The organism is Micromonospora sp. NPDC047467 (assembly GCF_040643095.1).
Lineage (GTDB): Bacteria > Actinomycetota > Actinomycetes > Mycobacteriales > Micromonosporaceae > Micromonospora.
Window position 1 is genome coordinate 46,128 of sequence record NZ_JBEYTO010000008.1, and the last position, 25,689, is coordinate 71,816.

Below are 25,689 nucleotides of genomic sequence, written 5' to 3' on the forward strand. Positions count from 1 at the left end.
ACGTGCTCGGGCTATCCATTGCGGCGCTGGCCGGGTACCTCGCCGCGATCGTCGTGCTCATGGTGACGCCGGGTCCGGACATGATGTTCGTGCTGGCCAACGCTACCCGCTACGGCACCCGCGCGGGGGTGGTGGCCGCGCTCGGCGTCGCTGCCGGGGAGGCGGTACACATCGCGGCGGTCGTCTGCGGACTCGCCGCGGTGATCTCCGCTTCGCCGGTGCTGTTCACAGTGATCCGCTGGGTCGGTGCGGCGTACCTGATCATCCTCGGGGTGCGGGCCCTGCGCGGCGCCGGCGCTGCGCCCACCGGGAAGCCGGAGCAGGGTGGCAGCTCCGGGCGGGCCTTCCTGCGTGGACTGGTGACCAATCTCCTCAACCCCAAGATGATCCTGTTCAGCGTGGCGTTCCTGCCTCAGTTCGTCGACCCGGCACAGGGCAACGCGACCGCCCAACTGGTGCTTCTCGGTGCGGTCTTCGTTGCGGTGCAACTCGCCGTCGACATCGCCCTGGGCGTCGGTGCCGGGCGACTCGGCAGTCGCATGACTGACGGTCGCTGGTCGCGGCGCATCAACCGGATCTGCGCGGCGGCGTTCGTCGCGCTCGGGGTACGCCTCGCGTTCGGGTCGTAGCGAGGGCCGGTGGCCGCCGCCGTGGTCCGGCTCGCGGAGTGGACGTGGCGTGGTCATGCCTGGTAGGCAGGCGGGTGTGCGCATCGTCTCACTGCTGCCAGCGGCCACGGATATCGTGGCCATGCTCGGCCTGACCGGGAACCTGGCTGGCCGCACGCACGAATGTGACTGGCCGCCGGGTGCCCTGGTGGATGTTCCGGTGGTGACTGGGACATCATTGCCCGAGGCGTTGACGAGCCGGGAGATATCGGCGGCGATCACTGGCGATACGCACCGAGGGTCCTCGTTGTACCAGCTCGACGTTCCGATGCTGGAGGACTTGAAGCCGGATCTGATCCTGACCCAGGACCTGTGCGATGTGTGTGCGGTCTCCTATGCGAGGGTCAACGACGCGGTTCGGTTGATCGATCTCGATACCAGGGTGGTGTCCCTGGAGGCGAGGACCATCGGCGGGATACTGGACACGGTCGACGCCGTGGCCGCCCTGACCGACACCGCGGGCAGGGCGGCCGAGATCCGGGCGGACGCCGAACGTCGTCTCGCCGCATTGCCCGGCCCGGGGACCGGTGCGCCGACTGTGCTGTTCGTCGAGTGGCTCGACCCGTTGATGCCAGGCGGGCACTGGGTACCGGAGCAGATCACGCTCGCGGGCGGACGGTCTTTGCTGCTCGGCCCGGGGGCGCACAGCACCCCACATCGGTGGTCGGTGGTCGCCGACCTGGCCCCCGACGTGGTGGTGTTCGGGCCGTGTGGGTTCACGCCTGAACGGACCGTCGACGAGCTGCCTGTGGCGGCCGGGCAGCCCGGCTGGGCCGATCTGCCTGCCGTTCGTCGGGGGCAGGTGTGGGTCGTTGACGGGCCCGCCTACTTCAACCGCCCCGGCCCGAGGGTCGTCGATGGCGCGGAGATCCTCGCCGCGATACTCGCCGGCCGCCCGGACTCCCGCGCTCAGCGGATCTCCGTCGGGGCAGTTTGACGCTGCCGTGCCCGAGCGGCCGGTGCGGCATCGGCGGCGGCACGCCGCCGTCCCGCCCTGGGCTCAGGTGAGCGTGCTGCGGATTTCGGCGGCGCCAGCGACGAGTCGGGTCAGGGCTTGTTCGACCTCCGGGTAGCCGCGGTCCTCAGGCCGCAGCCCGGGTTGCCCCGGCGCCTGGCGCAGTTCCGTGGTCTGGGGAAACGATCCGGTGGTGGTGGGCGGTGGAAGGTTCAGTCGGGCCTGCTGGATGGCGGCCCGCTGCGCGTAAGGCCCGCGTCGTAGGTGTTCCGGGCGAAGCGCGTCGAGTCGGGCCCGGACACCGTCCTTACGCCACGCCGCCGGGATCGCCGGCAGAGCAGTGGGCAGGCCACCGACACCGTCGCGCAGTGCGCGTCCGAGAGCGACGACCTCGTGGACCTTCTGCTGGGCGAACGCGAGCCGGACACGCAGGTCCTGGTCCAGGTCAGGTTCGGCGGCGAGGTCCACCGGCACGTGCAGCAGCGAACAGGATGTCGACACCGCGACATGGTCGGCCAGGGCGGTCAGTACGGCACCGGTCGCGGTGGCGGTGCGTAGGCCGGTACGCCAGATGTTGCGCCCGTTCCGCCCAAGGCTGGACCGGTCGGGAGTCCGGTTGGGCCCGGACTCCCGACCGAGGCCCGCTACGGCGGGGAGATGGACCTACCTCGGGCCGCTGGTACAGCCCGTACGACGGGGCGACCTGGACGGCGGCCACCGATGTCGACATCGACCACGTCGTGCCGCTTGCCGAGGCGTGGCGCTCCGGCGCGAACTCGTGGACGACCAGCCGCCGGCAGAGCTTCGCCAACGACCTCACCCGCCCACAGTTGATCGCGGTGACGGACAACGTCAACCAGTCCAAGGGCGACCAGGACCCCTCCACCTGGCAGCCGCCTCTGTCGTCGTACCGGTGCACCTACAGCAAGATGTGGATCACCGTGAAGTACAACTGGGGCCTGACCCTGCAGTCGTCGGAGAAGTCCCTCATATTCGAGCCAGTCGAAGAACTGCTGCAACGCTTTGTACTTCTTCAGCCCTCTAACCCCTGAACGCGTCTTTTATCACCTAAACCAGAAATATAACGACTCGCCAGAGCAGGTCCGAAGCGGCCCGTGTCCGGCGCCTGCTCACAGAGGTAGGCCGCCACCTCACATGGCGATACCCCAACCACACAAACACCTCATGTGACGCAGTCCACTTCGGTGAACCTGCTCTGGTGTACCCCGTTGAAACGGGACCACCACGGTAAGGAGCAGCGGATGCGAAAACACGATCTTTTCTTCATCTGGGCTGGGGACGCGCCGCCCGAGTGGGGCAAGGAGGGCTACAAGAACCTGCAGAAGAACTTCGGCAGCCACTACGATCTGCACTTCATGTATGAGCCGCGGACCATCTGGTACCGCGACGGCAAGAACCAGGTGCGACCCGGCATCTCCAAGGACTGGTCCGAGGCACTCGCCGAGGCGGAGAAGCGCGGCATCGACACCATGCGGGTGAGCAAGCACGTCGCTGAGCTCGCCGGCTCGGAGATGGCGGCAGTGGGTTCCAGCTACGACGCCAGCTGGTTTGCGGGATATGTGCGGATGCATATGGAGAACAGAAACTACAGCGCGGTGAAGGACATCGCCGCGACCGGCATCCTGAGCAGCGGCCACAAGGATTTCGCCGAAAAGATGGTCTATTTCGACCTCGGCGCGGACGTGATCCCCGGCGCACCGCAGCGCCGCAGCGACAACGCCTTCCTCAACAGCGCGATCAACCGCGTCATCGGCCGCCGAGGCATCCAGGCAGACCTGCACATCAAAGATCACACCGGCATCCTGTTGCCCAACTTCGTCCGCCGGCGGATCAGCCACGTGCCAGGCGAGTCGAGCCCGCACCGATTCGACCACATGCAGGATGGCCGCGTCCAAGCGCCTCATCTGGACGCCTTCGTCATGGGGTCCAAGGGCCCACGAGGACGTGCGTTCTTCGCCGAGGTCACCGCCAACCAGCTGGGCTATGCCCACGACGTGGTGCAGAAGGACCTGGACGCCGGCAACATCCGCCTGCGCGCCAATCAGCCCTTCGCTCTCGAGGCGATCGACCCGAACAACAGCAACTTCCCCACCGCGCACTGGCTCGATCACCGTGAGCACAACGACAGGCGCCAGCAGCTCATCGGCGGCACCATCATGCATGCGATCGCCGAGGCGTACATCAAGAATTACGCTCCGCCGGAGCAGTCCGGGTATACGCCGGGCAACCCCTTGAGTTACAACGTGGGGCCGAAGACCCTCGCCGACACGACGATTCCGGTAAACGAGGCGTATACCGGCCCGGGCCAAATCGACGGAGCCTCGAACTGGCAAGTCGGCGGAAACCTGCTCCACCACTCCCGCAACAGCTGGCGTGACCGGGCACCGGACGCTGAGAAGCAGTTCGTCACCGCCTACGACATGACCCGCACGCCCGACCTCAGCGATCCGTCCATTCCGTCGGGTGCATACCCGAGGCCAGCACCGGGTCAAACGACGAACTCCTCGCCCACGCGCTCGCTCGAAGACCACATGGACGGCCTGACCATCGACCAGCGCCCGTACAGCTACGGCGATCAACCGCTGGACTACGCGGAGGGAGAGTTCGCCCGAACGGAGCCTCCAAATCCCTACGCCTCCACGGCGTCCGCAATGCCGTACACCGTGACTCCCGGGTCGGTGTACAACTTCACTCCCGCGCCAGTCGTCAGCGGCATGAGCTACGGCAATTACGGCAGCTCGAGTGTGGCTACGGGTGACCTTCCCACCACGTCACCGTCTCGTCCCACCGGCTCGCAGGCGTACAGCGGCTACAACACCGCCGCAGCAGCGGCAGCCACGTATCCGGCGGCCACCCCTACCGAGCCGCAGGAGCGTGAGCAGCGGCCCGATAACAGCAGCAGCAGCAAGCCTCCGTCCCGGATGAAGTACGTGGCCGAACACAAACCGGGCGGCCGCTTGAAGTGATGGCCCGGCACCCGTGGCATGGGGGCAACCCGGGGCCCCGGCTGGCCAACGAGGGCGCCCGACGGCGGTCGAAACAGCGATCCACGACGGAGGCGTCTGGTGATCTCCCACGGCACGGGTGCCGCGGGCAGTCAGTACAGGTGGGTCTCGGTGTGGCGCCGGATCGCTGCAGTAAAGCCGCGGGCGATGAAGGTCGTCCAGCCCGCCAGCCATGCCCACCGCGCCACCGTCATGGTCGTCCCGCAGCAGTTCGATGACCGGCGGCTGTCCTTCATACCGAACGCGGCGGGCGTGCCGCCAGACCCGTTGAGATGACCGTCAGCCAGGTGTGGCAGTGGCACGACCGGGCGGACCGCTGTGAACTGGGCATGCTCGTACCGGGTGGCGGAAAGTATCAGGAGCCACTCGTCGCAGCCCTGCCACGGGTGGGCGTCGGCGGCTCCGCCGCGCACGGTCCTGGGCCCCTCACCGGTCCGTGGCCGCGCGTCCGCCGGCGCGCCCGTAAACCCGGGGATCCACACGTCGGCGCAGAGCTCGTTCGTCGCCCCCATCGCCGCCAGCCCGAACGCGTTCTCCCTGGCGGCCGTCCGAGCCTCGTCGCCGAAGTCGTCGAGCAGCTGGTCCTCGTCGGACTTTCCGTCACCGTGGAAGGTCAGCGTGGTGGTGCCGGCCGGGGCGGCGTACTCCCATTGGGCCTCGCTGGGCAGTTGGAACGGCAACAGCTCGAGCAGGTCTTCCAGGTCGTCTTCCACCTCCCGACGCTCCGACGGGGTCAGAGCGGGAAGCAACGACGGCCAGTCACCCACGTCAGCCACCCACCAGCGGGACGAGCCGCACGAAGGCCATCTCGGGATCCGCGAGCAGGTCGATCTCCTTGTCCAGATCCTCGACCTGGCGGTCACCCACCAGCAGCACCGAGCCGTTACGGGCGAAGGCGGTACACGCCGCGTCCGCCTGACGTTCCCAGTCCAGCCGTCGGCCGCGACCGACCCGATAGCCGTTCAACGTCGCCTCCGCGTCGGTCGGCCGCGCCGGGCCCCGGAAGACCTCGGCCTGGTCGGCGTTGAACCGCGTCACCTCCTCGCGGACGCGCAACCGGACCAGCTCCCGCGCGGTGATGCGCTCCGGCAACCCGGTCAACGGTCACCGATCGATGGCCCTGCCCGTCGCTGTCTCGTCCCGCACCGTCACCGTGGCCATTGCGTCGCGCTCCCTTGCCTCGAGGTGATCGGCATCATGGCACGACGGTCCGACAGCCCCGCACCACGTCGCCATGGGGCGATCGCGGCAGCGCCGAACAACCGGCGTGGCCGCAGGTCGCAACGCAGTGCGTTGACCTTGCTGCGCACCGTAGTTAGCGTTAACAAACTCCGTCCACTCCAGAGGGAGCCCCACCACCACGCCCCACCACCGGTCAAGGAGGATCAATTGAGACGGCGACAGCGAAGGCCCCGTCCCAGGCTGAGTCGGAAGGGCAGAGGTGCCGCGATCGTGGCACTGGGTGCACTTCTGTCGGTCTCGTTCGCGGCGACGCCCTCGCACGCTGCCGAAGGGCAGCTCACCGAGGGTCTGGTGCACCATCTCCGACTCGACGAGACCAGCGGAACGACGCTTGTCAACTCGGGGAGCGCGGGTGCGGCGGCGAACGCCACGCTCGTGAACCCCGGGAAGGCGACCTTGACCGGCGAGGGGGTCAGATTCAACCCCGACGCCTACGCGGGCGCGCTCGACGGCGCGTACGTGAGACTGCCGGACGACATCACCGCCGGCATGTCCAACCTCACCGTCGACTACGACGTGTGGATCGACCCGGCGAACGTCGGCGAGCACCAGATGTGGAGCTTCGGTCGCAAGTCCGGCTCGTGCGACGTCGACACCGGCGCCCAAGGCTCCATCTTCGCGTCGAACACGCAGCGGTTCCGCGTCGCGGTGGGGTCGGCGAACCTCCAGCAGAACCGGGTCCGCATGCTCGAGGGAGCGTGGACGCACGTCACCTACACCCAGTCGCTCAACGCGAACGGCACGAGCTGGACGGGTCGGCTCTACCTCGACGGCGTGCTACACGCGACATCGACGAACCTGACCACGCCGCCGTCGGTGAACGCCGCGGGGACCAACTGCAACTTCCTCGGTCGCTCGCAGACGTCGGGCCACTACTCGTTCCGCGGCACGCTCCGGGACTTCCGGGTGTACGACCGGGCGGTGAGCCTCGACGAGACGATCGCGCTGGCGCAGCGCACCGTAGCCGACGGCGTCCGCGCCGACGCCGCCGCCATCGACCTCGGTCTGACCAGTGCCGTCGTACACGACATCACGCTGCCGAAGGTGGGCTCCGTGGCGGGCTCGACCATCACGTGGACGAGTTCCGACCCGTCGGTCGTCGCGGTCTACACCCCGCCGGCCGTCCCCAGCGCACGCAAGGTCGCGGTGACCGGCCGGATCACCCGGCCCGCGCAGGGGCAGCCCGACGCGACAGCCACGCTCACGGCGACGGTCCGCAAGGGCGCCCAGGAGATCACCACTCGGGAGATCCCCGTCGTGGTGAAGGCCGAGTTCAACGACGGGCAGGCCGTCGACAGGGACAGCTTCGACCTGTCCCTGTACGCCACCGGCGACGTACGCGGAAACCTCAACCTCCCCGCGCGCGGCGAGTTCGGCTCCACGATCACGTGGCGCTCGACCACTGACCTCGTCACCCCGACGGGTGAGGTGACCCGCCCGGCCTTCGGCCACGACGATGTCGCCGCCACCCTCACGGCGACCGTCACCAAGGGATCAGCGTCGCGTACGAAGTCGTTCCCGGTGACCATCACGGCCATGCCCCGGTCTGAGGAGTACGAGCGGTACTTCATGGGGTACTTCAAGGGCGAGGGGATAGCCGACGGCGAGCAGATCATGTTCGCCACGTCCAACGGGAACACCGCTCTGGACTGGACAGGTCTGACCGGAGGCCGGCCGTCGCTCATCTCCCAGCTCGGCGACCAGGGCCTCCGTGACCCGCACATCGTGCGCTCACCCGACGGCGACACGTTCTACATGATCGCGACCGACCTGAACTGGTACGACCAGGGCGGATACGCCATCAACGACACCCAGTACATCGAGGTGTTCGAGTCGCACGACCTGGTGAACTGGACCCCGCAGCGGCATGTGAAGGTCGCGCCCGACAACGCGGGCAACGCCTTCGCGCCGGAGTCGCTGTGGGTCGAGGAGATCGGCGCCTACGTTGTGTTCTGGGCGCAGTCGCTGTGGAACGACCCGGTGAACCGCACAGGTCAGGGCAACGCGCAGATGTGGTACGCCACGACGCGGGACTTCCAGGCGTTCTCCGCCCCCAAGGTCTGGCAGGACCCTGCCCCACTGTCGCGGATCGACACGACCGCGATCCGGGTCGGTGACCACTACTACCGGGTGACCAAGAACGAGGCCGGCAACCAGGGCTCGGACATCTTCTCCGAGAAGCACACCGACTTCCTGGACAGCGACATCGACAACTGGACGTTGGTCGCGCCGGCTCTGGGACGTACGACATGGGTCGCCAACCAGGGGTACGAGGGACCTGTCATCTTCAAGGCCAACCCCGGTGACACCTCCTGCCCCGGCCAGTTCTACCTCTGGGGTGACAGGTACACCAACGGCGGGGGTTACCAGGCGGCGTGCCACGAGAACATCGAGGCTCCGACCTGGAACGCCAAGGCGATCACGATGACCAACGCGGGTGTCGTCCGTCCGCGGCACGGCACGGTGATCCCGCTGACCGTGCGCGAGTGGAACGACATCCGGGGCATCCCCAACAGCGGCGTCACGACCACCACCCAGGTGGCTGTCGAGCCGTACGCGAGCGGGGCCAAGACGACAACGGCCACCGCCACTGTCACGGCAGCCGACGGGTTCGAGACCGGCGGTCAGGTGCGGTTCAGCATCGGCTCGTGGTCGACGCTCGCCCACCTGAGCGACGGCGCGGCAACTGTCACGCTGCCGGCGGGTCTGCCCTCGGGCGCCCGGACGGTCAAGGCCGAGTACCTCGGCTTCGACTACCTGACGGCGTCGGACGGTACGGCGTCGTTCGAGGTGCCCTCCGGCCCGGCCGCCGTGAAGGTCCACGCGAAGGCCGCGCCGGCGTCGGTTGTCCGTGGGGACACGTTCCGACTGAACGTGACGGTGGGACCCGCGGGCGGGCCGAAGCAGAACGCGGGGACCCCGACCGGCGAGGTCACCGTCACCTTCGGCGGCAGCGAGCAGGTCGTACCACTGGCCGACGGCAAGGCCGTCGTCGACCTGCGGACAGTCGACCTGCAGCCCGGCAACTACCGGGTTCACGTCGCCTACTCCGGTAACCCGACCTACCGGCCCCACGCCGCCGACTACCAGACGTTGACGGTGCGGAAGCCGAGATAGGCGCCCCGGGCGCATCGACGCGCCACGAGCAGGAACGGGCGAGATCTGCGGATCTCGCCCGTTTCCGGTTCGGCTCGCCACCGGCGACCACCCGGTGAAGCGGCCGAGCTGACGGCTCAGCCAAATTCTTGCCGTACCGGCCGGGTCTGCTGACACTCCGGCGCTGACGGCGTGACCCAGGCGGGCTCGGTGCAGGGCAATGTTGGAAGCGGCGTCGGTCAATATGTGGGCGGCGCGGCGGTAGTCGCGAGGATCTTGAAGCACTTCATTCTGGCCAGGGCGTTCGACGCCTGCTCGGATGGTTCGATGTTCGACGTTGAGGGCCTCCTTCCAGGCGGGCAGATCGCTGCCGTCGACAGGCTTGCGGTACGGCATGATCACCCCGGGGTTGCGCCGGTAACCGCCGCAGGCCATCACGGGCCCCCCGTCCAGCTTCTCGGCGATGCCCGGTAGACGATAGTGTCGTTGCGGTTGCCCGGGCTGAGGGTCCCCGACAGCAATGCGGTGGCAGCCCAGCGGATGCGTCGGGTCGAACTCGGGTGGTGCCAGGTGAGAGCAGTCGTGTACGACCGGTACGGGTCCCCGGGTGGGTTGCGAATCGAGAATGTCCCGAAGCCGTCCCCCGCTGCCGGACAGGTGCTCGTCAAGATCGCGGCGACCTCGGTGAATTTGAGCGATTGGGAGACTCTGCAGGGTTCTCCACTGTATTCGCGCATCGGCGGGCTGCGCTCCCCGGCACGCCGGACCCTCGGCTCGGACATCGCCGGATGGGTCGAAGCGGTGGGCTCTGCCGTCACTCGGTTCCGACCCGGTGACGAGGTGTATGGCGACAACCTCGTGCTCAAGGGCGGGTTCGCCGAGTACGCGATCGCGCCCGAATCGGTCCTCGCCCGCAAGCCCGCCGCCCTGACCTTCGCCGAGGCGTCGGCGATCCCACAGGCGGGCGTGATCGCACAACAGGGCACCGCGGGCGCCGCAGCCGGCACCCGGATCCTGATCAACGGCGCCGGCGGAGGATCCGGCGCATTCGCGATCCAGATGGCCAAACGACTTGGTGCCCAGGTATGCGGCGTGGACAACGCGGGCAAGCTCGACTTCATGCGGTCCGTCGGCGCGGACGAGGTGATCGACTACCTCAGCCAGGACTTCACCCGCAGCGGCCCGTACGATCTCATCCTCGATCTGGTCGCGCACCGATCGGTGTTCGCCTACCGCCGGGCACTGGCCCCCGCTGGCTGCTACCGGTGCGTCGGCGGATCGGTCCCGGCGCTGCTGCGCGTCCTGACGATCGGCGCGGTGGCCGGCCGGCTCACCCACCGCCGGCTGGGCGTGCTCGCCGTCCGGGAAGGCCCGACCCACTTCGAACCGGTGGCCGATCTCTGCCTAGCGGGCGACCTGGTCATCCACATCGACCGGTTCTTCACGCTAGACGAGACGCCCGAGGCGTTGACCCACGTGGGGAAGGGACGCGCCCTTGGAAAGGTCGTCGTGAGCCTCAACTGACCGACGATCGCAGATTCTTCCGCGATCGGCCCGGCGAACAACCGCTGAACGGTCGTGGCAGCGCTGCGAGGATCGGGCGCCAGGAAACCGATCGCGGCCAGCGGTGTACGCGCCACTCGTCCCATCTGGCGAATCCGGCCGGTGGGTCATCAATGGGCTCACTGCCGTCGAGTTCGCCGCTACAGCTTGGCGTCGCACTCGGTGATGATCGTCTGGGCTGCTGCGGTTGCGGCGGATGATCCAGGGACTGGGCGTCGGCCATCGCGGTGATCGTCTGTTCGATCCGCTCGGGCGCGAAGGCGGTGGCCAGCCAGGTGTCGAAGGGGTCGGTGAGGGCGTTCTCGCGTAGGTACACATTGCGGGGGTGGGGGACCTGGTTGGCGAGGGCGTACTCCTGCGGGAAGCGGCAGCGGTAGTAGGCGTCGCCGTGGCTGTACTGGCCTTGCATGCGTCGGTCGCAGGCGGCGCAGTAGATCAGGCCGCGGAAGACGTACGGGTTGCGGGTGCGCTGCCTGACGTGTTGCCCGCCGGTTCCCCGTCTCCACGTGCCGAACGGGCAGCTTGGGCCAAGTGTGGTGGCGTGCGGTCTACGTGCTCCCACCGCGGCCGAAGGAGCGGCGGTAGGCGGTTGGTGTGGTGTTCACCGTGGTGCGGAAACGGCGGCGCAGGTTGGTGGCCGTGGACAGGCCGACTCTGGTCGCGATTGTCTCGACCGGCAGATCGGTCTCCTCCAACAGCGCTCGTGCCGCCGTGATCCGTTGCTGGAGCAGCCACTGTCCCGGGCTGGTACCCAGTTGCGCGGTGAATCTGCGGGCGAACGTGCGCGGGGACATTCTGGCCTGTGTGGCGAGGTCGTTCACGGTGAGCGGGTCCTGCAATCTCTCCGTGGCCCAGTCGAGCACTGGGCCCAGGGACACCGGAGTGTGCGCGGTCAGGGATGCTGCTGCGTACTGCAGCTGCCCGCCCTCGCGATGTGGCGGCATGACCATGTGCCGGGCGATCTGGTTGGCGTGAGCGGCGCCGTGGTCATTGCGGACCAGGTGCAGGCACAGGTCGATGCCGGCCGCGGTCCCCGCGCTTGTCGCGACGTCGCCGAGGTCGATGTACAGACTGTCGGCTTCGACATGCACGCCTGGAAAACGGGCGGCGAACTCGGCCGCCATCCGCCAGTGAGTCGTCGCCCTGCGGTGATCGAGCAGGCCGGCGTGGGCGAGCAGGAAAGCGCCGGAGCAGATGGCGACGATGCGGGCACCGCGCCGGTGAGCCCGCCGCAGCGCATCGATCACGGCGGACGGCGCGGGTTGCTCGCGGCGTTGCCAGCCCGGAATCACCACAGTGTCCGCGGCCTCGAGCGCGTGCAGCCCGCTGGTGACCGCCATGTCGTAACCAGCCATGGTGGGCACGATGCCCGGCTGCTCGGCACACACGTCGAACCGGTAGTTGACTGGTAGACCGGGGCGCCGCACGCCGAACACCTCAGCGACACAGGCGAGTTCGAAGGTGGACTGCGGCGGCAGAACCAGGGCGACCACCCGATGAATGATCATGGCAGGAATGTACCTGTCAACGTCATTGCAGACACTAGCCGGTGCGGCGCGAACACGACGATCATGACTGCATGGCTAATGCATCCGATGATGTGCAGATCCTGCAGGTCGACGAGGTGGAACCCGTCGAGGTCGTGCCCGGCATCATCCGGCGGCGCCTGCCGGCAACCGAGCGGGCCCGTGGCTGGATGTACGACTTCGCCCCGGGAACGGAGTGGCCAGAGGTGGACGTGCACGAGGGCGAGGAACGCTACTACGTGGTGTCGGGTGAGTTCATCGATCGAGGCCACCGTCTGGGCCCGGGCAGTTACGTGGTGTTTGCTCCGGGCAGCACGCACCGCCCGCGTACCGAGACCGGCGCACGCATGATCGGCATCAGCATCGTCGCGAAGTAGCCGAGATTTCCGCACACGCCGTCGGAGAGCGGGCTCGTGATCTGCCGGCGACCCAAGGGCGGAAGATCGGCCCACGTGGCGGTCGAAACGATCCACAGTGTCATCCCAAGGCTCCTTGAATCCGCACGTGCAACTTGATACGTCCAACAACCCAAGCTAGGAGCGGTAGATGAGGAAGACCCTGGCTCTGGTCATAGCGACGGTAGTTCTGGCCGGGGCAGTGTCTACCAGTGGCGCTGCGCAGGCGGCACCCGACCCGGCCGCCGCGCGAGCCGCCAGCCGTGCCGTTGGCACCGCTCCAGCGCCGCACACCCCCGAGCCGGACCTGATTACCCCGCCGGTCCCGAGGCCCAAGCCGTTCGAGGAGGCCCCGCCCAGCATTGCGCCGGACAAGGCAGTCACTCCGCCCGACTTCGGACCGAACGAACGGATCCTCTCGGCGTACCACCGGGGCAAGCTCTCCCGGGACGACGCGGTGCGGTACGGACTCACCGCGCTTCGCTCACCCCGGGCAGTACCCGCCCACCTACGGCAGACCGGTGCCATCCGCGACCCGCAGCGGTACCTGACCTACCTCTCGATGCTGGCGGCGAGCGTTGAGCCCGAGGCGGCGAGGATGATCGCGCCGGACGTCGCCGCGCCGGCTGCCGCCCCTGCGGCGGCCGGCTACGACGACTGCGCCGCCGACCCGTTCGACTATCTCGGTGTCACCTACCGCTGCCGGGCATCCGCCGGCGAGTTCCTCATCCTGTTCAACATCGCCGGAGCAGGCCGACCGGGCATTCCGGCGGACTACCATTCCAACGGGCGGGCCAAGGCCGTCCAGCACATGCTGAATTCGCTCGCGATCGCTGTCGACGAGTATCGCGAGATGGGTTACCCGCTGCCGGTGCGCGACGGCAAGCCGTGGGTGTTGGTCTACGGCGTTGACGAAATCCCTGTCGTCGGCGGTGTCGGCTTGGAGATTGACGCGCCTTTCGTGTTGCCGTTCGGGCTCAATCAGCAGGCCACCATCCTGGTGCCAAACGGGCAGACCGACTGGGATTACCTACCCCGGCATGAGCTGTTCCACGTCATGCAGTACCAGTACTGGGACAAGTCTGACGTCAGTCTCGACTTCCTCGCCACTCTCGTGCGCGGTACAGAGTTCGGTTCGATGAACTGGTGGATGGAGGCCACCGCGGAGTGGGCCGCCCACCAGACCTACGTCCGGGAGCCGTACCTGCCCATCCCCGGCGAGGAGAAGCTATATGCGCGCAACGTCTACGACGTGCTCAGCATGCCGGGCTCAGCGCTCAACTCGTGGGGTGGCCTGGGAGGCGGTCCGCAGTACGGCGCGTTCCTGCTGCCCACCTACCTTACTGAGCAGATCGACCCGGTCTTCGTGCGGCGGACCTGGGAAAGCATCCGGGACCACGGGCATCTGCCGATCGAGGCGATCCGGCACGCCGCGCAGGGCTACGGCCTGAACTTCAAGGACATGCTGCTGGGCTACCACATTGCCAACTATCGGCTGGCCAAGGCGAACGCCGCCCCCGCCCCGACGGTGGACGCGTGGCGCAGCTACGGCTACACGGATACCGACACGAAACTGTGGCGTGACAACATCTCCGCCCTGAGCGGGACGAGCGGCGACGTTCTTGGCGGCGCGAGGCCGGCCCGCAAGAGTCACTCGACACCCGCTGGCACGCACGTGGAGTACCAGGACATCCTGCGTAAGGGCGGCGCTGTCTACCATGATTTCCGGGCCGTTCAGAATTCTGGCGACCCGGGCTGCGGGTACTGCTCGACGCTGCTGATCGACACCACCAAGGACGCCAACCGCAGCTCCGCGGTGATCATCTGGTCGCCGGCTGGCAGCGCTGGCACGCAGGTGAAGTACCCGAGCATCCAGACGATGCGCTACCCCGACGCCGGCGGCCTGATCACCGTGCCGGACTTCGCGTACCCCATGGTCGCCACCCTGGTGAGCACCTGGACCGAGCTGGACATCCACTCCGCCGACGCGGACAGCAGCCCGAAGACGTTCAGCACCTACGTGGAGACCACGCTGCCGCTCACAAGCCGCTCGTGCGTCCTGCGGCCGCTGTCGGTACGCAGCGTGGAGACCACCGTCGAGCCGGAGGGCACATTCAACCGGTACGCCGCCAGCACGCGGGACGGCTGGACCGGCGGTGACTCCACGTACTCGGTGAAGCTGCCCGACGGTCGGATCGTCTGGCTGTTCTCCGACACCTGGATGGGACCGCTCAACGGCGACGGCACCCGACCGGTCAGCGCACCGCTGGTGAACAACACATTCGTGGTGCAGAGCGGCGGGACCCTGACCACCTACCAGGGTGGCACTGCCGGGGCTCCGCGAGCGTTGATGCCGCCCTCCGGACCAGGTAAGTGGTACTGGGTCGGTGACGGTCACCTCTCCGGCGGGCAACTCCAGGTGGTGTACCAGGAATACGAGCGCTTCGGCTCCGGCGCCTGGGACTGGCGGTTCAACCGCAACGTGGTGGCGAACTTCGCCCTGTCCAACCTCCGAACCCCTGCCAGCGTCCGACAGCTACCCTCGGCCAGCGGCGTCGCCTGGGGTTCGGCGCTCCTGCCGGCCAGCCGCAGCGGCGACGGCTACACCTACGTCTACGGCGTGGACGACTCGCCGATCAACAAACAGATGCGCATCGCCCGCGTGCACGGCAGCGACCTCGCCACCGGCACCTGGCAGTACCACACGCCGTGGGGCTGGACGATGCGTGAGCAGAACTCCCGCAACCTGCTGACCGGCATCGCCAACGAATACAGCGTCACCCCCTGGGGCGGACAGTTCCTGCTGCTCAGCCAGGACAGTACCCAGGCGTTCAGCGGCCAGATCAACGCCTGGACGTCCTGCTCACCCTACGGTCCCTTCACCCAGAAGACCCCTGTCTACCGGATGCCCGAACCCGGTCCGTACGGCAGCTACTGGAACCCGAACGTCATCTCGTACAACGCCCACGTGCACGCGGCGTTCAGCTCCGGCGACACGTTCATCGCGTCGTACAACGTCAACAGCATGGACACCCGCGTCTCGCCCGACGCCGACCACTACCGTGACCCGAGCATCTACCGTCCTCGCTTCTTCCGCTTCACCCTCGGATAGCGCTCGGTCTTCTGCCGGGACTTGGCCGCCCACTTCGCTGCGTCCTGTGACGCGAAGTCGTCCAAGACCTGTCGGTCGCGGTCCAGGCGGGAAGCTGCGCTATCCACTCTTCTGCCTGCTCGGCGCTGTGGCCGCTGCCGATCAGCCACGGGACGAGCAGCGCGCGTTCGACCCATGCGGCGGCCTTGGTTGCCCACGCCCAGTCCACGATGCGTAGGCCGAGTGGTGTCACGATCAGGTTCGCCGGATTGAGGTCGGAGTGGATAAGTGTCCCGCCGTCCATCGCCGGGCGCGCGAACCCGAGCCGTGCTGCCGGGTGACAGGTCGGGGTTGGCAGCATTGGATGGTGCGGTCAACGGTGTGACGACGCGACGATCGTGTCGCCCGGCAGTGCAGGGTCGATGAGAATTTTGGCGTGGGTCTCCGGGTCGGTCAGGGTTTCGAAGGCGCGGGGGACGCCGGCCAGCCCGACCCGCCCGGTGACGATCGGTGCCACGTCGATGGTGCCGGCTGCCAGTGCGTGGAGCGTGTCGCGGAACTCCAGCGGCGTGTATCCGACCACGAACCGCAGGTCCAGTTCCTTGTTCACGGCCAGCGAGGGCCGGAACGTGTCGGCGCCCATGCACACGCCGACGACGACGATGCGTGAGTGCCGCGGCGCGGCGGCCAGAATGTTGTCGATCATGTCGGGTACGCCGACGCACTCGAACACGACCGGCCGTTGGGGACGGGTCTTGCCGGCCTTGTCCAGCAGCCGCCAGGTCGCCCACCAGGGGACGGGCAGCTTGTGCAGGCCCTGCATCGCGTCGATGCCGGCGTCGTACTCCGCGGTCATCGTCTCGTGGAAGCCGTGCCCTCCGGTGGCCGCCCACGGTGACTCGACAGCCGGGTCGACGACCACATCGGCGCCGCATGCCTTCGCCAGCGCCCGCCGGCCGGCGGAGAAGTCGCTGGCGACGACCGTCGCCACGCCCCGCGCCTTGAGCACGGCGATCACCGCCAGCCCGACCGGGCCGCAGCCCAGCACAACCGCTACGTCCTTCCTCGTCACCTCGCCGCGGTTGACGGCGTGCCAGGCCACCGCCACCGGCTCCGTGAGTGCGGCGACGTCGGCGGCGAGCCCATCGGGTACGACCATGGTCAGCGCTTCCTGCACCACGACGTACTCGGCGTACCCGCCGGCGGCGGCAGCGGACAGGCCGATGCCGTCGACCTGGCCGTCACATCGGACCAGCGGGACGGCCACGACCGGCGCTCCTGGCCTGACGCGGCCGGTGGTCGACGGGCCGCGGCCAGCTACCTCGCCGTAGAACTCGTGGCCCAGCACGACGCTCTCGTGCGAGCGCAGGTAGCGGGGGTAGCCGCACAGCGTCAACGTCTCGGCCAGTTCGTCAGCGTGCGTACGGGCGTGCAGGTCCGAACCGCAGATGCCGCATCGCTTCACTGCCACGAGTAGCTGCCCGGGGCCGGGCTGCGGGGTGGGCAGCTCCACGGTTTCGAGGCGGCCGCCGGTGAGGGTCACGGCTTTCATCGGGGGTCTCCGGTGGTGAGTTGGTAGACGTCCTCGCGCCAGCGGACGGCTTGCCGGCGGTAGCGGAAGGTCCAGTCCGGGTAGATGGTCGCGTTACGGCCGTTTGCGTCCTGGTAGAAGGTGCGGCAGCCGCCCACCTCCCACACCGTTCTGGCCATTTTGCGGTCCAGCTCGGCGTTGTACGCCTCATGCGCTGGCCGCTTCACCTCGATGGCCGTGCCCCCCGACCGTTCGAGGGCGCAGATGGCGTTCGTCACGTGCTCTATCTGCGCCTCGATCATGTAGACCATCGAACTGTGACCCAGACCCGAATTTGGCCCGAGGAACATGAAGAAGTTCGGGAAGCCGGGCACGGAGACGCCGAGGTACGCCTTGGGGGAGCCGGCCCAGACGTCGTTCAGCAGACGGCCGTCGCGTCCGCGTACCTTGTCGGCGAACGGGATGTCGGTGACGTGGAAGCCGGTGCCGAAGATGATGGTGTCGACCTTGCGCTCCACACCGTCGGCACCGACCACGGCGTCCTCGCGGATCTCCCGCAGGGCGTGTGGCACGAGCTCGACGTTGGGCTCCTGTAGCGCCGGATACCAGGTGTTCGACGGCACGATCCGTTTGCAGCCGAGCGTGAAGCCAGGGGTGAGCAGCCGCCGCAGCCGCGGGTCGGCGACCTGCCGCTCCAGGTGTTTGCGAGCGACGCCTTCCAGAACAGTCATCAGCTTGGGGCGCTTGGCCATACCGAGCACGAGCAGTTCCTTGCCGACGTAGACCTTGCCACGTTCGAGTTTCTGCCGCCACGGCTGCGCCCGGAACCTGGCCCGCTCCGCGTCGCTGATCGGCCGTTTGTCGTGTGGGGTGATCCACGGGGCGCTGCGCTGGAACACGAATAGCCGGCTGGCCACGGTGGCCAGGTGCGGCACGTACTGGATCGCCGAGGCTCCGGTGCCGATGGACGCGATCCGCTTGCCGGTGAGGTCGTAGTCGTGGTCCCACCGCGCCGAGTGCATGATCTTGCCGTCGAAGATGTCGAGGCCCGGCACCTCGGGGAGCTTGGGTTCGGTCAGTGGGCCTACCGCGCTGACCAGCACCTGGGCGGTCCACGGGCCCGCGCTGGTGGCGACGTGCCACAGCTGGTCATCCTCGTCCCATCGAGCTGCCTCGACGCTGATGCCGGTGCGCAGGTGCGGGCGCAACCCGAAGTCGTCGATGCAGCGCCGCAGATAGGCCCGGATCTCCGGCTGCGGGGAGTAGGTCGAGGACCAGTCCGGGTTGGGGGCGAACGAGAACGAGTACAGGTGGGACGGGACGTCGCAGGTGCAGCCCGGGTAGGTGTTCGTCTGCCAGACGCCGCCGACCCCGGGTTCGCGTTCGAGGATGGCGAATTCGGTGATCCGGGCCTCGATCAGGGCGCGGCCGAGCCCGATCCCGGAGAATCCGCCGCCGACGATCAAAACCCGTACGTGCTGGTTCACGCCGACACCTCTCCCGCGACCATTGCCTCGTGGTCCGTCTTGATGAAGCGGGAGGCGGCCAGCATGCCGATCGCCGCCACGGCGAAGGCTACGGGGACGCCGATCATCATCGCGGTCTGCAAACCCTGTGCGGTGGCGTCGGCGGTATCCGCCGACTGCGCGGCGAGGGCATCGGAGAGGATGCCGACGGCGATCGGGCCGCCCGCGCCACCCAGCAGGTAGCCGATGGCGAACATCAGGCCGAGCGCGCTGGCGCGCTGCTGCGGCCGGATCACGTCCGACAGGATGGGTACGGCCGCGGCCAGGTAGATGATGCCGAGCAGATAGGCCAGGCTCAGGAACAGCACCAGCTGCCACAGCCTGTCCCGGTTCGCGGCGAAGCCCGCAAGCGCGAATACGGCCGCCGCGGCGAGGCTGTAAGCGGCGACGCGTACCCGTGCCGTGAACGACCTGCGGGCTGCGCGGTCCAGCAGGCGACCGCCTATGAGCAGGCCGATGAGCCCGGTGATGCCGATGACGACCCCGCCGATCACGCCCGCGTCGACCAGGTCGAGGCCGTAGTAGCGCTGCAGGACCGGGGTGAGGAAGGTGCCGATCGCGTACGCCGCGAAGTTGTAGCCCGCGAAGCCGATGATCAGGCCGTACATGGAGCGGATCCGCAGCAGCGACCGCAGTGACGGCCGGTGCGGTGCGGCCGTGACGGGGATGTCGTCGGCGGCGCCGCGCTGAGGTTCACGGATGCGGAGGACCAGGACCGCGACGACGAAGCCGGGGACCGCTGCGATGAGGAACGGTGCCCGCCAGCTGTCGAATGCGACGGCGAGGGCGCCGGCGGTGAAGAACGCCAGCAGCGTGCCGATCGGGAAGCCCAGCATGAACAGGGAGTTGGCCCGGGAGCGGCGCTCGCTGGGGTAGAGGTCGGAGATCAGTGAACCGGTCGCTGGCCCGTAACTCGACTCGCCGACCCCGACGCCGACGCGGGAGGCGAGGAAGCTCCAGAAGCTGGTCAGCACGCCGCCGGCGGCGGTGAACGCGCTCCACACGATCAAGCCCCAGCCCGCCACCATCGTGCGCGGGATCCGGTCGGCGAGGCGGCCCAGCGGAACCCCGGCGACGGCGGCGACCAGGACAAACGCCGAGGCGAGGATGCCGACCTGGGTGTCGTCGAGCCCGTATTCCTCCTTGATCGGCTCCAGCACAACCGCCGGCAACGCCCGATCGTAGAAGTTGAGCAGGTTGCCGATGAACAGCAGCGCCAGCACATAACCGGCTTTGGAGTGCGAGCGTGGAGCCTCCACGGGGGATTTCGTCATGGGTTTCCCTTCGCCGAGGAGGAGGCTCGGGACGACGGTGCACTCGCCCATGAGCTGTGTCACAGTCTTGCCGGCAAGGACACGGCTAGCTACGGAGCGTCAACCAAGATTGTGAAGCGCTACTTTGTGCCGGGGAACAAAGTCCATGCCATAGGCTCGGGCGGTGACGGATGCGACCCAAGTGATGTGGCCGGTACGGCGCCGAATGCCGGATCTCGTCACGCTCGACAAGGCCACCAGGAAGAAGGTGGCCACAGCCGTCAAACTGCTGCGGGCGCGCAAGGACGCGTACGGTGACCAGTTCCTGAAGATCACGCGGGAGCACCTGCCCGGCTACCGGGATTTGCCGGACGACGAAATCCGGGCGACCGCGCAGCGCTTCATGGACACCCTGGTCGCCGAACTGTCCGACCTGCGCGTCCCCGATGAGGCCCTGCGCGGGCTGGTCCAGGCGGTTGCCGCGCGCAGCGCGGTTCGCGGGATCCCGCCGGACGTGCTGGCCACCGGCTACCAGTTGGGGTCACGTGCGATGCTGGGCGTGCTGGACGAGGTGGGCGTTGAGGTCGGCCTGCCGCCGGATCTGGTTCTGGCGATCCACGACAACACCTGGGAATTCTCCAACGAGGCGTCCGCAGTGTTCGCGCGGGTGCACCACGACCTCGCGCTCGAACGGGCACGCTTCGACGCCGAACGCCGCTCCACGTACGCCGGTGGGGTGCTGCGCGGCACGTTCACCGCCGAGCAGGTCAACCGCGATGCCCACCTGTTCGGCTTCGATCCGCGCGTACGCCACGTGCCGCTCGCGGCGCGGGCCGCGTCGACCGGCGACGCCGACACGATCCGCCGCGCGATCGCGTCCGCGCTGCATATACCCGCGGACCGGTTACTCTTTGCCGAGGTCGGCGCCACTCTCGGCTTCATCGCCCCGCAGGTGCCCGACCATCTCACCGGCCACCTCGTGGCGGCCGGCCCGGCGGTCCCGCTGGATCAACTTCATGCGGCGTTCGCCGAGGCGGTGCTGGCTTTGGATACCGCCGAACGGTTCGGCCAATCCGGCGTCGTACGGCTGGCGGACCTCGGGCCACGGCCCCTGGTGCTGGCCGGTGCGCAGATCGCGGCTGGCCTCGTTGCGCGTCACCTGGACGCCCTCGATCACTCCGGCCGGGCGAACAAGGACATCGCCGAGACCACAAGGGTCTTCCTGAACTGCGATCAGCAGGTCCGCGACACCGCCCAGCGGCTCGCCGTGCACCAGAACACGGTGCGCTACCGGGTGCGCCGCTTCACTGAACTCACCGGCCTCGACCTGCGCCGCACCGAGGATCTGGTCACGGCGTGGTGGCTGCTGCATCGTCGTCAGTTACGAGACATCCCTTAGGCCTGCAGAGCCGATGCGACGTTGGAGGACATGGGAGTGGTGGGTCGACCCAAGAGGGTGGACAAGTCGCTCGTGATGTAGTCCAAGGTGCCTTGAGAGATCGCGACATCAGCGTCGACGATGAGCTCTACGACGGGTTCGGGCATTCCTGCCTGCTGCAGGACCTGTCGGTACTGCTCGGCTGGAAGGTTGGCGTAGGTGAGCGGTGTGCCCGACTGCGCTGCTGCCTCGGCTGCGAGTTCGGAGAGGGTCCAGGCGGTATCGCCGGTGAGGTCATAGACCTTCCCGGCCTGATCGTCGCGGGTCAAGATGATGGCTGCGGCTTCGGCAAGGTCCGCTCGGCTTGCCGCGGCCATCCGGCCATTGCCCGCGCTGCCGACGAGGGTGCCGCTACTGACGGCATTGCGCAGTGCGGCCGTGTGATTCTCGGCGTACCAGCCGTTCCGCAGGATGACAGCGGGCAGTCCGGATGCGGCGATGGCCTGCTCGGTGACCCGGTGGACGGGTGCCAATCCCATGGTGTTGGTGGGGGCGTGAGTCACTGATGTGTAGGCGAGGATGCCTACTCCGGACTCGATTACCGCGTCGATCACCGCCTGGTGCTGCCGAATACGCGTGGCGTCTGGACCTGTGGGAGCGGACACCAGCAGAACCTTGTCAGCGCCCGCGAAGGCCGGTCGCAGGGTCTCGGGCTGGTCGTAGTCCGCGAATCGGACATCAACTCCCAAGGTGGCCAACTCTGCTGCCTTGGCGGATTCTAGGTCGACGGCAACAATCTGACCGGCGGGTACTCCCTGCAGGAGTAGGTGGTTGATGACCTGGTGTCCGAGCTGACCTGCGGCTCCGGTGACAGCAATCATGATTGGGTTCCTTCTGGTAGTGGGATGCACACATGGCAACCAGGTTTGATCCGCTCTCGCCGAACCAGTTGGTGCAGTCGGAAGCGATGACGTTGCTCTTCAGACTGTGTCCAGCACGGACCTGCTGAGCGCCTCACCCGCTGGGTTTCCGCCAAGGAGTGCGGGCCCCGACTTGGATCTCGGCCCTCGGAGACCGGCAGTTCGACCTGGCGGTCATGCTCCACGAACGTAGGGCGCTCGTTCGGCTGGGGCCAGGGGCGGAACATCCTGTGAGCAGGAGTACCAGTCACTTCCATCCGTCGACTGCAACAATGGAATTGATGAGTGCACCAGGAGAGCTGGCAGAGATTCTGCGGGTGTGGCGGGAACGTCTCTCACCGCAGATGGCAGGTATGTCGGCGACCGCCTCCCGGCGGACCAAAGGTCTGCGCCGCGAAGAGCTCGCCGTGCTGGCGTCTGTGTCCGCCGACTACATCGTGCGCCTGGAGCAGGGACGCTCCTCCGCACCTTCAGTGCAGGTGTGTGTCTCGATCGCCCGGGCGTTGCAGCTCAGCGACACCGAACAGGAACACCTGTTCCGTCTTGCCGGGCACGCCACCGGCGGTGGACGAATTAGTCAGATAGTGCCCGCGAGTATTCGCCGACTGGTGGAGCGCGCCAGCGAACGCCCCATGGCCGTCTTCGACGCGATGTGGAACCTCCTGCTCTGGAATCCCGTATGGGCGGCGTTGCCAGGTGACCCCTCCCCGGTGCGCGAAGCTGACCGCAACCTGTTGTGGCTGCACTTCACCGGCCCTTCCGACTGCCACCTGCACGGCCCCGAGAGCGCCGAAACCCTCGACGCCTCCCTGGTCGCCGACCTGCGCCGCAGTGCGGGGCGTTACCCCGACGATCCCCAGCTACAACAGCTCGTCGCACGGCTGAACGAGACAAGCACGCAGTTTCGTGAACTCTGGCTGCGTCATGAGATCGACGAACACGGCCCGACCATCAGAAGGGTTGTTCATTCGGAGGTCGGGACCCTTGACCTGGATTGCGACATTCTCAGCACCCAGCGCCATGACCTCCGGATCATGATATACACCGCCGAACCTGGCAGCGAGTCCGAGAGTAAACTCGCGCTACTGGGAACCATCGGCACTCAGCCGGCGCCGGGCTCGTCGGAACTCTCGGGTAGCTGAGTCCTGATCCACCGGTGCTGACCGCTGTGGTTCACATGGCGTAGGACGAGAATGCCGCTCCTGAACCGGGAGGATGTAGATTGCGACGGCAACGTCCCATTGCCCAGACGGGATACCTCGCTTACCGGCGTCTGTGCAGCTCATCGCCAACTTGTGGCAATCAATGACAGGCGCGCAATGACTACGGTTCGTAACAAGGGGCTTTGACAAGTAATGACAAGTCCTGAATGAGGATCCACAAGAGGTTCTCGTGGGTTCAAATCGCCTCGGTCCGCTGAGCTGTCTGGTTAGACAGCTGCGAGGGTGAGTAGCCGATCCATTTCGGCCACAGGCAGCGTCGCTGCAGCGCTCGCTTGCGCCACCCACTCGCTACACCGAGTTGGCCGGACTTCTGCCGATCAGACGATTTTTTGAGATGCTGCGGTGAGCGCATGAAACGCCGAACGGCGGCCCGCTGAATCAGTCGGGCCGCCGTTCGCAGAGCATGGATCAAAGCGGGCGGATGTTCTCCGCCTGCGGGCCCTTCTGGCCTTGGGTGATGTCGAACTCCACCTTCTGATTCTCGTCGAGGCTGCGGAAGCCGCTCGCCGAGATCGCGGAGAAGTGGGCGAAGACGTCGGCACCGCCGTCGTCCGGGCTGATGAAGCCGAAGCCCTTGTCGGCATTGAACCACTTCACGGTACCTGTAGTCATGTCTGCTCCTCGCAGGCTGTTAGAGACCGCACTGTGCGGACCCATACGCCGCCGCGTTGATCACCTGCGTCGAAACGACACAAAAAACGAAAAGCGCCTGGATGGGTTCAGATACCCCATCAGGCGCTGGAAAACGTCTACGGAAATCAAAACTGCAACTTGGCTACCGTAGCACATGATTCGTCGTCGATCCCATGGAGGCGGGTGGACCTGGTCACCTGCCTGCTTTCATCGATGCCGTCCTGGCCACAACCGTGAAGCGAACGTCGATCAGGCCGTCGCCGCCGCGACCACCCCTGCGGCCGGCTCGTGCTCGCCGTGGCCGCCTCGCACGCTGCGCGCACCAGTCAGATCCGCGCGTTGCGCCTTGATGACGTCGACCTCGGCAACCGGCGCATCGTCGTCGCCGGCTGGGTCCGGCCACTGGACGACCTCACCCACCAACTCCTGCGCCAAGGGCTGGATCACCGCAACCGCCGCTGGCCAGGCACCGCGAATCCATACCACCTGATCAACCAGCAGAGGGGCTAGGGTCTGTGGCGGTTACTTCGGAGCCCTACCTTCTTATCGCCCGTAGTCCGGTTGCCCTATAGGTGGGATTGAGGCTATAGGTGCCGACCTCGACCTGGAGAAGTTGATAATTCCCTTGATGCCAGGTCGTCATATGGTGACAATCCATCTAGTTGATTGGCGTGCGGAGCCGGGCTCAACGACGCCTGATGGCAAGCCCGGTGAAAATGCTCTCCCTGATTTCATTGTCGAAATCCGTCCTGATTCCAAGAGTGCGGTCTTCAGAACGAACGTGGAGACTTTTGATCGGCCCGAGTAGTGGGGATTGCGAGCCGGACCGATCCTTGTTGCGCCTGTGGACGCGGCAACATTTCAACGACGATTGGGCCGGAGAGGCGGATTGGCCCTCTCCGGCACGATGTTGCGGTTTCTTACGTAGCGAGACTTGGCCCGCGGCCATGTGCCAGTAGCTGACCCACGCGGCGATTCCGGCGCTGGCAGCCACGCGAACCTTGTATGCAGCTGCGCCCGGCGCTGCGGCGGCACCTGGCCGATGATCGGCGGGCAGCAGGCGATCAGTCTTCCCGGTAGGCGGGCAGCCCGAGCGCGGCGCGGACCCTGCCGGCCTCCTTGGCTCCGCTGTGCGCCGCTGCTGCGCGGATCTCTCGCCTCGCCGCCTCGCCGGCTCGCGGTAACGCGACGTCGTTCTCCTTGAGGAGTGCGCCCATCGATGCCCGGACCTCTTCCGGCCAGACCGTCTCGCGCAGCGCAACCGCGTGCGCCGCATTCGTCCGGGCCACATCGGCGGCCAGCGTACGGACCGTCCGCCTCGCCTTCCCGGCGTTGACCGCGTCCTCCAGCTCTTCCAACGCCGTGTTGTACGACGCCACGGTTGACAGGTAGCGGCTCTTCGCCTCAGCAGGCGTCAGCGCGGCCGGGGTGGTCGGCGCGGCGCTCTGCCAAACCGGGGCTGGAGCTTGCGGATCGACCTGTTCGCCTCCACCGCACCCGGCGAGCAGCACGATCAAGGTCAGGGACGCGCAGGTAGTTGCTGGCGCGGCGCAATCAACGGTGACGACGGCCAGCACGTCAAAGATGAAAAGAATCTCCCGACCTTCGGTGGCAATCTGAACCGTGAAGCGGGCGGTCAACGACGTGACGCCGCCACCACTCA

General features: G+C 67.4%; 21 protein-coding genes and 1 pseudogene. 10 read left to right on the forward strand and 12 right to left on the reverse strand.

Annotated features, from left to right (window positions below; all coding sequences use genetic code 11):
- The first annotated feature begins 2 nt into the window (after positions 1-2).
- Together ABZ780_RS22180 and ABZ780_RS22185 are read left to right on the forward strand one after the other, a co-directional pair.
- Positions 3-629 carry a LysE family translocator gene (locus tag ABZ780_RS22180; protein ID WP_357487253.1) on the forward strand — a complete coding sequence of 209 codons (627 nt, stop codon included), beginning with the start codon at positions 3-5 and terminating at the stop codon, positions 627-629.
- Between the two features lie 121 nt (positions 630-750).
- Positions 751-1,605: an ABC transporter substrate-binding protein gene (locus ABZ780_RS22185; RefSeq protein ID WP_357487254.1), complete on the forward strand. Its 855-nt coding sequence runs from the start codon at positions 751-753 to the stop codon at positions 1,603-1,605.
- A gap of 63 nt (positions 1,606-1,668) precedes the next feature.
- Here the strand turns inward: ABZ780_RS22185 and ABZ780_RS22190 are convergent, their stop codons facing one another.
- Positions 1,669-2,124: a hypothetical protein gene (locus ABZ780_RS22190; RefSeq protein WP_357487256.1), complete on the reverse strand. Its 456-nt coding sequence runs from the start codon at positions 2,122-2,124 to the stop codon at positions 1,669-1,671.
- 164 nt (positions 2,125-2,288) lie between these two features.
- On the opposite strand from ABZ780_RS22190, the pseudogene ABZ780_RS22195 reads away from it, so the two are divergent.
- Positions 2,289-2,675, forward strand: a pseudogene (locus ABZ780_RS22195) (DUF1524 domain-containing protein); the annotation flags it as partial.
- Between the two features lie 210 nt (positions 2,676-2,885).
- Positions 2,886-4,610 carry a hypothetical protein gene (locus ABZ780_RS22200; RefSeq protein WP_357487258.1) on the forward strand — a complete coding sequence of 575 codons (1,725 nt, stop codon included), beginning with the start codon at positions 2,886-2,888 and terminating at the stop codon, positions 4,608-4,610.
- 131 nt (positions 4,611-4,741) lie between these two features.
- Here ABZ780_RS22200 and ABZ780_RS22205 read toward each other — a convergent pair whose 3' ends face one another.
- Positions 4,742-5,416 (reverse strand): SUMF1/EgtB/PvdO family nonheme iron enzyme, encoded by a 675-nt coding sequence (locus ABZ780_RS22205; protein ID WP_357487259.1) that lies wholly within the window; start codon positions 5,414-5,416, stop codon positions 4,742-4,744.
- 1 nt (position 5,417) lies between these two features.
- Positions 5,418-5,741 (reverse strand): hypothetical protein, encoded by a 324-nt coding sequence (locus ABZ780_RS22210; RefSeq protein WP_357487261.1) that lies wholly within the window; start codon positions 5,739-5,741, stop codon positions 5,418-5,420.
- A gap of 360 nt (positions 5,742-6,101) precedes the next feature.
- Here ABZ780_RS22210 and ABZ780_RS22215 point away from each other — a divergent pair, with 360 nt between their 5' ends.
- Entirely contained in the window at positions 6,102-9,008 is a 2,907-nt protein-coding gene (locus ABZ780_RS22215; RefSeq protein ID WP_357002627.1) for an immunoglobulin-like domain-containing protein, read from the forward strand.
- Positions 9,009-9,644: 636 nt separating this feature from the next.
- Entirely contained in the window at positions 9,645-10,511 is an 867-nt protein-coding gene (locus ABZ780_RS22220) for an NAD(P)-dependent alcohol dehydrogenase (RefSeq protein WP_357002625.1), read from the forward strand.
- Here the strand turns inward: ABZ780_RS22220 and ABZ780_RS22225 are convergent.
- Together ABZ780_RS22225 and ABZ780_RS22230 are read right to left on the reverse strand one after the other, a co-directional pair.
- The gene (locus ABZ780_RS22225; RefSeq protein ID WP_357002623.1) at positions 10,504-11,112 is read right to left on the reverse strand and encodes a zinc ribbon domain-containing protein; all 609 of its coding nucleotides are present in this window, start codon (positions 11,110-11,112) and stop codon (positions 10,504-10,506) included. The two genes, ABZ780_RS22220 and ABZ780_RS22225, sit on opposite strands and share 8 nt — an antisense overlap.
- Positions 11,099-12,058: a helix-turn-helix domain-containing protein gene (locus ABZ780_RS22230; RefSeq protein ID WP_357002621.1), complete on the reverse strand. Its 960-nt coding sequence runs from the start codon at positions 12,056-12,058 to the stop codon at positions 11,099-11,101. Before ABZ780_RS22230 ends, ABZ780_RS22225 begins: the two co-directional genes overlap by 14 nt.
- A 41-nt stretch (positions 12,059-12,099) precedes the next feature.
- Between ABZ780_RS22230 and ABZ780_RS22235 the strand changes: the two genes are divergently transcribed.
- Together ABZ780_RS22235 and ABZ780_RS22240 are read left to right on the forward strand one after the other, a co-directional pair.
- Positions 12,100-12,453, forward strand: a complete 354-nt coding sequence (locus tag ABZ780_RS22235) for a cupin domain-containing protein (RefSeq protein ID WP_357002619.1) — start codon at positions 12,100-12,102, stop codon at positions 12,451-12,453.
- Between the two features lie 169 nt (positions 12,454-12,622).
- Positions 12,623-15,583, forward strand: a complete 2,961-nt coding sequence (locus ABZ780_RS22240; protein WP_357002617.1) for a hypothetical protein — start codon at positions 12,623-12,625, stop codon at positions 15,581-15,583.
- Between the two features lie 352 nt (positions 15,584-15,935).
- Here ABZ780_RS22240 and ABZ780_RS22245 read toward each other — a convergent pair whose 3' ends face one another.
- From ABZ780_RS22245 to ABZ780_RS22255, 3 genes are read right to left on the reverse strand one after another with little or no spacing between them, the layout of a single operon-like run.
- Complete coding sequence (locus ABZ780_RS22245; protein WP_357002614.1) at positions 15,936-17,114, reverse strand: zinc-binding dehydrogenase; 1,179 nt, start codon at positions 17,112-17,114, stop codon at positions 15,936-15,938.
- On the reverse strand, positions 17,111-18,580 hold the full coding sequence (locus tag ABZ780_RS22250) for an NAD(P)/FAD-dependent oxidoreductase (RefSeq protein ID WP_357002612.1): 1,470 nt from the start codon (positions 18,578-18,580) through the stop codon (positions 17,111-17,113). The genes ABZ780_RS22245 and ABZ780_RS22250 overlap by 4 nt, the downstream gene beginning before the upstream one ends.
- The gene (locus tag ABZ780_RS22255) at positions 18,577-19,893 is read right to left on the reverse strand and encodes an MFS transporter (protein WP_357002610.1); all 1,317 of its coding nucleotides are present in this window, start codon (positions 19,891-19,893) and stop codon (positions 18,577-18,579) included. Before ABZ780_RS22255 ends, ABZ780_RS22250 begins: the two co-directional genes overlap by 4 nt.
- Before the next feature lie 163 nt (positions 19,894-20,056).
- Here ABZ780_RS22255 and ABZ780_RS22260 point away from each other — a divergent pair, with 163 nt between their 5' ends.
- Positions 20,057-21,271, forward strand: a complete 1,215-nt coding sequence (locus ABZ780_RS22260) for a helix-turn-helix domain-containing protein (protein ID WP_357487263.1) — start codon at positions 20,057-20,059, stop codon at positions 21,269-21,271.
- Here the strand turns inward: ABZ780_RS22260 and ABZ780_RS22265 are convergent.
- Complete coding sequence (locus ABZ780_RS22265; protein ID WP_357002606.1) at positions 21,268-22,131, reverse strand: SDR family oxidoreductase; 864 nt, start codon at positions 22,129-22,131, stop codon at positions 21,268-21,270. The genes ABZ780_RS22260 and ABZ780_RS22265 overlap by 4 nt on opposite strands.
- A gap of 311 nt (positions 22,132-22,442) precedes the next feature.
- On the opposite strand from ABZ780_RS22265, the gene ABZ780_RS22270 reads away from it, so the two are divergent.
- Entirely contained in the window at positions 22,443-23,312 is an 870-nt protein-coding gene (locus tag ABZ780_RS22270; protein ID WP_357002604.1) for a helix-turn-helix transcriptional regulator, read from the forward strand.
- Between the two features lie 489 nt (positions 23,313-23,801).
- Here ABZ780_RS22270 and ABZ780_RS22275 read toward each other — a convergent pair whose 3' ends face one another.
- The 3 genes from ABZ780_RS22275 to ABZ780_RS22285 all read right to left on the reverse strand — a co-directional run bounded on the left by ABZ780_RS22275 (position 23,802) and on the right by ABZ780_RS22285 (position 25,666).
- Complete coding sequence (locus ABZ780_RS22275; RefSeq protein WP_013283833.1) at positions 23,802-24,005, reverse strand: cold-shock protein; 204 nt, start codon at positions 24,003-24,005, stop codon at positions 23,802-23,804.
- A 270-nt stretch (positions 24,006-24,275) separates the two neighbouring features.
- Entirely contained in the window at positions 24,276-24,473 is a 198-nt protein-coding gene (locus tag ABZ780_RS22280) for a hypothetical protein (RefSeq protein ID WP_357002602.1), read from the reverse strand.
- 617 nt (positions 24,474-25,090) lie between these two features.
- Positions 25,091-25,666, reverse strand: coding sequence for a hypothetical protein (locus ABZ780_RS22285; RefSeq protein ID WP_357002600.1), 576 nt, complete (start codon positions 25,664-25,666; stop codon positions 25,091-25,093).
- Between the last annotated feature and the right edge of the window lie 23 nt (positions 25,667-25,689).

Bases quoted from the DNA above. Each gene is read 5' to 3' on its own strand.
- ABZ780_RS22185 (WP_357487254.1), top strand. From the start codon at position 751: ATGCTCGGCCTGACCGGGAACCTGGCTGGCCGCACGCACGAATGTGAC.
- ABZ780_RS22200 (WP_357487258.1), top strand. From the start codon at position 2,886: ATGCGAAAACACGATCTTTTCTTCATCTGGGCTGGGGACGCGCCGCCC.
- ABZ780_RS22230 (WP_357002621.1), bottom strand. From the start codon at position 12,058: ATGATCATTCATCGGGTGGTCGCCCTGGTTCTGCCGCCGCAGTCCACC.
- ABZ780_RS22240 (WP_357002617.1), top strand. From the start codon at position 12,623: ATGAGGAAGACCCTGGCTCTGGTCATAGCGACGGTAGTTCTGGCCGGG.
- ABZ780_RS22245 (WP_357002614.1), bottom strand. From the start codon at position 17,114: ATGAAAGCCGTGACCCTCACCGGCGGCCGCCTCGAAACCGTGGAGCTG.
- ABZ780_RS22255 (WP_357002610.1), bottom strand. From the start codon at position 19,893: ATGACGAAATCCCCCGTGGAGGCTCCACGCTCGCACTCCAAAGCCGGT.
- ABZ780_RS22265 (WP_357002606.1), bottom strand. From the start codon at position 22,131: ATGATTGCTGTCACCGGAGCCGCAGGTCAGCTCGGACACCAGGTCATC.
- ABZ780_RS22270 (WP_357002604.1), top strand. From the start codon at position 22,443: ATGGAATTGATGAGTGCACCAGGAGAGCTGGCAGAGATTCTGCGGGTG.
- ABZ780_RS22275 (WP_013283833.1), bottom strand. From the start codon at position 24,005: ATGACTACAGGTACCGTGAAGTGGTTCAATGCCGACAAGGGCTTCGGC.